General features: G+C 39.8%; 3 protein-coding genes and 1 pseudogene. All 4 read left to right on the top strand.

The window, feature by feature from the left end:
* Positions 1 to 16: 16 nt before the first annotated feature.
* Entirely contained in the window at positions 17 to 619 is a 603-nt protein-coding gene (gene fic / locus SORDD16_RS04930) for a protein adenylyltransferase Fic (RefSeq protein ID WP_061452575.1), read from the top strand.
* A gap of 66 nt (positions 620 to 685) precedes the next feature.
* Positions 686 to 1,514, top strand: a pseudogene (locus SORDD16_RS04925) (aminoglycoside 6-adenylyltransferase).
* A gap of 29 nt (positions 1,515 to 1,543) precedes the next feature.
* Entirely contained in the window at positions 1,544 to 2,104 is a 561-nt protein-coding gene (locus SORDD16_RS04920) for a nucleotidyltransferase family protein (RefSeq protein WP_049540367.1), read from the top strand.
* 116 nt (positions 2,105 to 2,220) lie between these two features.
* Positions 2,221 to 2,377, top strand: a 157-nt coding sequence (locus SORDD16_RS12245; RefSeq protein WP_369404186.1) for a DNA gyrase subunit A, incomplete at its 3' end; no start/stop codon positions are given.

Raw genomic sequence — 2,377 nt, 5'->3', positions numbered from 1 at the left:
AGAAATGGGAAGAAAGATGGTATTGGAAAATAAACTAGGCATTACAAACTCAGCCCAGTTGGCAGATGCCGAAGAAAAACTGACAAAAAAACAAGCCGCCCTTCTTTTTCAGACAGGAGCTTTATTTGAAATGGAAGTTGGCACCTTTGCAGGGCTGTCCGCTATTCACTATTATCTCTTTTCAGGCATCTATGGTTTCGCTGGAAAGATCCGCGATGTCAATATTGCAAAGGATAACTTCCAATTTGCCCCCCGTATTTTTTTAGAGCAATCCTTGCAGTATATTGACAAACTTCCTCATGACAATTTTGATGAGGTGGTTGATAAGTATGCGGATATGAATATTGCCCATCCTTTCCGCGAAGGAAATGGACGCACAATGAGGATTTGGCTAGATTGTATGCTTCGTGAGAAGCTGGACAAAGTGGTAGATTGGAACGCCATTGACAAAGATGAATACCTTAATGCCATGAAGCGTAGTGCAGTTTCTACTGGAGAACTCAAGTATCTCCTCCTCAATAACCTGACGGATGACCTCACTCAGACTAGTTTCTTTAAGGGTGTGGATGCTTCATATTATTACGAAGGGTACAACCTTTACCAGACAGGGGAGTTATAGTATAGAAATTATTCACAAAAAGAAGAAGCAGACAACGAGTATCCGAGAAAACGAGAAGGTATTGATATGAGAACAGAAACAGAAATGCTTGATGCGATTATACAGACTGCTAAATTTTTACAAGTCGAGGCTGTCGCCATGTCTGGTTCACGAACGGATACAAAAGCGCCAAAAGATGAGTTTCAAGACTATGATGTGGTCTACATTGTAGATGATTTGGATGATCTGACGAGTGACCTTGCTTGGCTGAACCAGTTTGGCAAACGTATAATCGAGCAGCATGTCTTGCTTGGTCACCGTCGCCTCTATCTCATGCTCTTTGAAGATGGCAATCGGCATCGATTTGACCCTTTGTCCCAAAGAACACATCAAAGAGTGGGTGGATAGCGAGGCAGGATTCACCGTTTTAGAAGATGAGAAGAGATTATTTGAACCCTACTTTCCAAGTCCTCAACGTTACTGGACAAATCCAGCTAGAGCGATTGAGTTTGAAAAAGCCTGCAATGAATTTTGGTGGGTGTCAGCCTACGTAGTCAAAGAAATCTGTCGCAAGCAAGCCATCTATGCCACTGACCATCTCTATAGTATTTGTCAACAAGAAGTCCTGAAGGTCTTGGCTTGGCAGGTATCCAGTGATAGGGGAAGAGTTGATATTGGCAAGAACTACAAGTACCTCTTTCAGTATTTGCCTGCTGAGAAAGAGAAAGAATTCTCAAATCTGCTTGATTTCGCAAGTTTGGATAAAATCACTCAGTCTTTATTTGCTACCATGGAACTTTTCCACCAAGAAGCTCAAATCCTTGCTCAAAAGATGGGATTTGACTATGATATGGAAGTAGCTGAGAAGATGATTGAGTATGCTGAGGAGAGAGTGAAGAAGTTTGGGAATAACTAGAAAAATGAAAAGGTGAGAGGAGAAGACTCATGATTGAAAAAGTGGAACGCCTCATTACAGAGATTAATCGTATTCATCTAGAATATTCTAAAGATTATTTTGAAACGGGTAAGGTGGAGAAAATCAATCTCAAGCATACCTTTTCAAAAGTTCCGACGAAAGCGATTTTGGCCTACCGTCTGAATTTACATGAGTCAATTAATGACTATCTGATGAAAGCGGATGTCCAAGATATTGCCTATGTTTATCGTGTCAAAACTTCTGAGTCTATTTTAGATAAAATTACACGTTTTTCTGAGCGTCAAGAGGGCTATCCTGTGAATTCCATTCTTAATGATATTTTTGGTGCTCGTATGATTTTAAGTTCCAAAGAGATAGCTCAAGTCATGGAGAAATTAGATGATTGGCAAGAGATGTACGGACTAAAAAACTGGTATTTACGTGATAAAGATGGCTATGTCGGTATTCATATCTATTTTAAAAACAAAAGTAATTTTTACTACCCATGGGAACTTCAACTTTGGGATAAAAAAGATGTAGATAGCAATATCGCCAGTCATATCAAGTATAAACGAGGATTTGTGGAGTAGATATCTAAAGTGGAAATGATGATACAGGAATTGGGTGAAACTCACTTACCATATATTTTTTTCTTTTTCCATAATAATCTACTCTCCATTTTTTGAAAGGAGTTGAACACGCCTATATGTCTAACATTCAAAACATGTCCCTGGAGGACATTATGGGAGAGCGCTTTGGTCGCTACTCCAAGTACATTATTCAAGACCGAGCTTTGCCAGATATTCGTGATGGATTGAAGCCGGTTCAGCGCCGTATTCTTTATTCGATGAATAAGGATGGCA

The organism is Streptococcus oralis (assembly GCF_001578945.1).
In the GTDB taxonomy this organism is placed as follows: Bacteria; Bacillota; Bacilli; order Lactobacillales; family Streptococcaceae; genus Streptococcus; species Streptococcus oralis_Q.
The sequence above is the reverse complement of the archived record's forward strand: the minus strand, read 5'-3'. Positions and strand labels throughout refer to the sequence as shown.

Bases quoted from the DNA above. Each gene is read 5' to 3' on its own strand.
- SORDD16_RS04920 (WP_049540367.1), top strand. From the start codon at position 1,544: ATGATTGAAAAAGTGGAACGCCTCATTACAGAGATTAATCGTATTCAT.
- fic (WP_061452575.1), top strand. From the start codon at position 17: ATGGTATTGGAAAATAAACTAGGCATTACAAACTCAGCCCAGTTGGCA.